We start from the raw sequence: 5,439 nt of genomic DNA, 5'->3' as shown, positions 1-5,439 counted from the left end.
ACGCTGGGCAAAATAGAAGGTACGGCCGTTGATCGAAAAAGGAGAATAGACCGACCAATAAAGACTCCATTTGCCACTATTAGTCTGCCTTCCCATCGTGCCATCAGCTTTTAATTCATGATTGACTAACTGTCCTACTTTTTTATTGATAGGGGCACTATTTGCTATGGATTTAAAATTACTTGGACCATTTTTATACATTATAGGTTTTGGATCAATCGGATAGTCTTTAAAAAAAGCGGCTGCCATTGTAATTCTCCATTATAAAAATATATTTTAGATTATGATGATTAAATATAGCTGTTATTTTTGTCAGGTTATGCCATAATTTTTAAAAGTTCCATAATGAAATGGAAATGGGTATTGCGGAACTGCTTGAGAGCAGCCCGTTCTGTTTGTGTTAATGAAAAATACAGATCTTACTCATGTATGTTAAATTCCGGGCGAGCATATAACTCTTCGATTTCCGCATTGGATAATAATTGAACCAGAGGAAACAGTGAACTATTCACTTTTTCAGAAAGGTGGCAGGATTCAATCAGAGGGATGGCCATACGCCGCCCTTGTGTCTCGATGATGTCGCTTTGTACATCGACAAACATTTTGTAATGGCTTGCCCGCTTGTATTCATAAACAATGAATTGCATATCACCAGTTCCTGTTTTCCTCAGCGAACGAACCATGTTGCGCTATAAAGTTTGCAACTTCTGCCATTCCTTCGCGATTATCTGCTTTCCACTTTTCGGCCTTTATCCTACGGGCTTCTTTTACTATGGCGTCATTTACCAGGCCAGAAATATTTATCCCGGAAGAACTAAGCACCTGATAGTGTTCTCTGTCTACGGTTACGCTAACTCTATGCTTCATGGGTATACCTCCTTTATGTATAACATTGAATAAATAGCTTTCCATAATACCGATACACCTATGCCTTTTGTTTTCTTTTTGAACAACATTGGTTCTGTAGCCTATCTCACTGATTCTACAGACCGCTTAGACGAAAAGGCTGTATGTCTTGGTACACAAGGGTTGACTGAAAGTAGAGCATAATTATGAAAACTTATTTATATACTATAAGTAATCAGTTAGCAATTGGACGCAAAACTGGATAGATACCTATCCGGTAGAGGGTTAATTCAGCATATTGAATTTTTAGGACTATAATGTTGCATGAGATTGTCGCCAAAACCTTGGTAACAATCTCCTTTATTTCTGCTACTCTTGCAAAATAGCATAACAATTCTGTCTGAGTAGCAGATTTTAAGTTTACTGCTTGTTAGTGAGTCACCTACTAATACATTTTAGGTATTGAGTACATTATATTTTTTTAATATTTCTTTAACTCTATCTTTAGGGATAGAATACGAAGTGTTACCATTTCTCCCAACCATTTTTTTGGCGGCTATCATAGCATTAATTATTGCTTCTTCTGTTGCATTGATTGTTGCCTCATACAAAGGATCCAATTTGTCGTTTGGCAGTATTTTTATTGTTCTTACATCCTTTCTGGAGAATGCATCATTATTTGCGGTTGAAAATGCAATAAATATTTCACCGCTAGTATTCCTGGCTACACCACCTACTTTTGCAAGCCCAAGAGATACTCTTTTAGCTATTTTTTCTAATTGATGAGGCGCTAATGGCGCATCTGTGGCTACCACTGCTATTATAGAACCCGCATCCTTTATTTTTTTCTTGTCTCCATGATATATCGGCTTGAAATCCTTTATTTCTTTACCAACCGGAACCCCCGAAATAATCAAGTCATCCCTATCACCAAAGTTGCCTTGAACAAGAACACCAATAGTATATCCTCCATCTTTTTTATCTAGAATTCTTGATGAAGTACCTGTGCCTCCCTTAAACTTAAACAGGTTCATTCCCGTTCCCCCGCCGACATTACCTTCTTCTATCGCTCCTGATTCAGCACTATTCAACGCATGATAGACATGTTCTTTTTTTACATGCATACCGTTTATATCATTTAATATTCCATCCCACGTTTCTGCAACCACAGGTAATAACCAAAATAAATCATCTTTTAGTGGTGATGTTAGATTATTATCAATCATCCAACTAATTGTTGAGTCTCTAACAACACCAACACTATGAGTGTTGGTTATTAATATTGGTGTTTCCAAGAAACCACTTTCTTTGACCCATTGATTGCCTGTCATATCTCCATTGCCATTTAAAGAGAATGTACTCGAAAATACAGGGCTAAATCTCTTTCCTCTTGGTAATATAGCTGTTACGCCTGTTCTTATTGGACCTTTCCCAATCTCTAGCTTTCCATCACCTTCTATTATGGTTGAATAGCCAACTTCTACACCACTAACATCTGTAATCGCATTATATTTCCCCGTGACTCCAGAGAAAGGAATGCCTAAATCCCTTGCTCTAATCTCATTGGCTAAAGCATTAGAGGATATCATTGTCGATATAGATAAGATTATAATATTCAATATTTTCATAAATACTCCTTGTTATAAAAAATTAACTTGATGATTACCGTACTGTCCGTTTCGCTGACCGGCTTTATGCCGGTCATTCTCTGTGATACATCCTGTACGCTTGTGGAGGACGTCCCAGATAACGCAGAAATGCGCGCCGCATGCGTTCAGGATGTCCAAAGCCGGTTCGCCGCGCAATCTGTGCAACGCTGTCGGCTCCGCTTTCAAGCAATGCGCGTGCAGCATCAATACGGAGGTGTTCCACTGCCCTACCCGGCGTTTTACCGGTTTCATTTTTAAACTGCCGGCTGAACTGCCTTACGCTCAGGCAGGCCACCTCAGCCAGCCGGGTTACGTCAAGGTCTTCACTCAGGTGCGCCTGGATATAGCTCAAAACACTGCTGATGCGTGAAGATGCCGGCTCCAGTTGCAGCATGGGTGAAAACTGTGATTGTCCACCGGGGCGGCGCTGATAAACGACCAGTTCCTGTGCTACCTGACGCGAAATATCCCTGCCCAGGTCTGCTTCAATCATCGCCAGCGCCAGATCAATGCCACTGGTTGTCCCAGCAGAGGTCCAGATATTACCATCCCGCACAAAGAGAGGTTCGCCATCCATCAGCACATCCGGCCATGCTTTTCTGAACCGCTCCACTGCCCTCCAGTGCGTGGTCGCTTTTTTTCCCTTCAACAGTCCGGTTTCTGCAAGCACAAATGCGCCGGTACAGATGCTGCCGAAACGCGATGCCGACAGGCAAAGGCTGCGAAGTCTTTCAGCCTCCGAGCTTGCACGCCTGATATGCATAACACCACGACCGCCCACAATCAGCAGTGTATCCGGTTCCACGGCATCAACCGACTGTGTGGTTATGGCAACTCCCGAGGAGCTGCGGATTTCTCCTCCCTGCTCTGAGAGCACATACAGTCGGTAAGGACATGGAGTTATACCCAACCCCACAGCCTGAAAAGCCGCCAATGGTCCACTCAGGTCAAGCAACTGAAAATCGGGAAAGACATAAAAAGCAACGTTCATGATGTCCTCAAAGGTGGGGTTAATGTCATAAATGTCACGCACAATTACGTTACGCTTTTTATCATAATTTTGAAAGCACAGGAGCAGGAACAGAATTATGAGCAATAAAATGACTATTGTGATGCCAGTTTATAACGGTGTAACTCAGTTGGATTTTACCGGGCCCCATCAGTTTTTCTCCCAATTACCGGATGTGGAAGTCATTGTTGCTTCCGTTGATGGACAGTCAGTTACCGCTGACGGATTACACTTCGCGTCACTGGCAGATTTAATGCAGCTGGAACACTGCGACATCCTCTGCGTTCCCGGCGGCATCGGGTGTGTCGAAGCCATGCAGGCACCCCGTTACATTCGCGCCGTGAAAACACTGGCGCAGTCAGCACAATACATCACTTCGGTGTGCTCAGGCTCACTGATTCTGGGCGCAGCTGGATTACTGGTTGATAAACGTGCCGCCTGCCACTGGAGCTGGCGACCGTTGCTGTCACTATTCGGTGCCATTCCAGACAGTAGCCGAGTCGTTAAAGATGGCAATATTATTACCGGGGGTGGCGTGACAGCAGGTATCGATTTTGCCCTTACGGTGATTGCCGAGGTTTACGGAGAAGAAACGGCTCAGGACATTCAACTGAGTCTGGAATATGCGCCATCACCGCCATTCAATGCCGGCCGCCCAGAAACGGCACCGACGGCTATCCGAGAAGTCGCGGAGCAACGCATGGCAGCAGGCATAAATTCAAGAAGGGCAGTATTTGAGCAGATTGCGCAGGCTTTCCCAAATCGTATTAAGAAAATGTCGCTAAATTTCTGAATGCTAGCTGTAGCGGCTCGCAATCAAAATTCCTCCGACTCGCAATCAGCTCAGATTCCGGCTCACATTAACTGCAAATTTGCGACACGAAGTTGTCTGTAGAAGTTGTTCCCACGGCGAAGACGGAGGGAACCGCCCGTATCACCGGGTGAATCTAGGGGTCTGAATAAAGAGCGACCCTGACAATGAAACGAAGCGCCGTACGGCGCGGGGCATACATCGTGAGAGGCATGCCCTTCTGGGAGCCACACACCCCGGATGAGTGCTAGATAGCGGGTACGGTGAAGATATTTGAATCTGTGATAAAGATCGTGATTATTGACAAGCGGAAGTGGCTACCACGCTTGACCAAAAGGTAATGGAGAGGGGAAGAGTGACTATTTGCTGCGCTCTCGTGATCCACCTCTCTCCCGGTCAACAACAGACACCTAACCCCGCGGACTTCACAGACGGAACGTGGAAACCCCGTATCGCTCCCCACTCCAGGGACAGTTGCCTGTAAAGGTCGCCTATGGCGGTGCGGGTTTGGGAGGTCGGAAAAAGCGAAGGCCGGGCTGTAATGGTCCGGATACGGGTTTTAACGTTACCCGACACGAAAGTGTGCCCACGTCCGACAGGTCTTACTTCGCGAGAGAGTTCGCAGAATCGTTATGAGGAGGAAAAGCAAATGACAGCAGCGGGTAAACCGGTGACTGGTGCATCCTTCGAGGCTATTCACTGGGATGTCATCAACTGGCGGGCCATTGAACAGCAGGTGCGGCGATTGCAAATGCGTATCGCGAAGGCAACTCGGGAAAGGCGCTGGGGCAAGGTGAAAGCCCTGCAATGGCTCCTGACCCACGCGTACTCGGCCAAATTACTGGCAGTGCAACGCGTAACGCGCAATACTGGCCGTAACACCCCCGGTGTGGATGGCCAAATCTGGAAAACACCCACGCAGAAACTCAAGGGTGTGCAGTCATTACAACGGAGGGGGTATCGACCCCAACCGTTGAGGCGCATCTATATCCCCAAAAAGAATGGCAAACGTCGTCCGCTCGGCATTCCCGTTATGGCTGACCGAGCCCAGCAAGCACTTCATTTGCTGGCACTGGAGCCCGTAGCAGAAATGCTGGCAGACCCAAACGCCTACGGGTTCCGGC

5 protein-coding genes and 2 pseudogenes are annotated in these 5,439 nt (G+C 45.9%); 2 read left to right on the top strand and 5 right to left on the bottom strand.

Annotation, left to right across the window (positions count from 1 at the left end; all coding sequences use genetic code 11):
* The 5 genes and pseudogenes from ACGF63_RS22265 to ACGF63_RS22245 form a co-directional block, all read right to left on the bottom strand.
* Positions 1–249 (bottom strand): annotated as a pseudogene (locus ACGF63_RS22265) (hypothetical protein); the annotation flags it as partial.
* A 230-nt stretch (positions 250–479) separates the two neighbouring features.
* Positions 480–647 (bottom strand): annotated as a pseudogene (locus tag ACGF63_RS22260) (CcdB family protein); the annotation flags it as partial.
* A 1-nt stretch (position 648) separates the two neighbouring features.
* The gene (gene ccdA / locus ACGF63_RS22255) at positions 649–867 is read right to left on the bottom strand and encodes a type II toxin-antitoxin system antitoxin CcdA (protein ID WP_387633261.1); all 219 of its coding nucleotides are present in this window, start codon (positions 865–867) and stop codon (positions 649–651) included.
* 434 nt (positions 868–1,301) lie between these two features.
* The gene (locus tag ACGF63_RS22250) at positions 1,302–2,474 is read right to left on the bottom strand and encodes a P1 family peptidase (RefSeq protein ID WP_132355997.1); all 1,173 of its coding nucleotides are present in this window, start codon (positions 2,472–2,474) and stop codon (positions 1,302–1,304) included.
* 73 nt (positions 2,475–2,547) lie between these two features.
* Positions 2,548–3,486, bottom strand: a complete 939-nt coding sequence (locus ACGF63_RS22245) for a GlxA family transcriptional regulator (RefSeq protein WP_132355996.1) — start codon at positions 3,484–3,486, stop codon at positions 2,548–2,550.
* A gap of 97 nt (positions 3,487–3,583) precedes the next feature.
* Between ACGF63_RS22245 and ACGF63_RS22240 the strand changes: the two genes are divergently transcribed.
* On the top strand, positions 3,584–4,297 hold the full coding sequence (locus ACGF63_RS22240; protein ID WP_387633259.1) for a DJ-1/PfpI family protein: 714 nt from the start codon (positions 3,584–3,586) through the stop codon (positions 4,295–4,297).
* Between the two features lie 667 nt (positions 4,298–4,964).
* On the top strand, positions 4,965–5,439 hold a 475-nt coding region (locus tag ACGF63_RS22235; protein ID WP_387633257.1), incomplete at its 3' end, for a reverse transcriptase N-terminal domain-containing protein.

The organism is Photorhabdus sp. RM322S, assembly GCF_042879395.1.
Lineage (GTDB): Bacteria > Pseudomonadota > Gammaproteobacteria > Enterobacterales > Enterobacteriaceae > Photorhabdus > Photorhabdus khanii.
The sequence above is the reverse complement of the archived record's forward strand: the minus strand, read 5'-3'. Positions and strand labels throughout refer to the sequence as shown.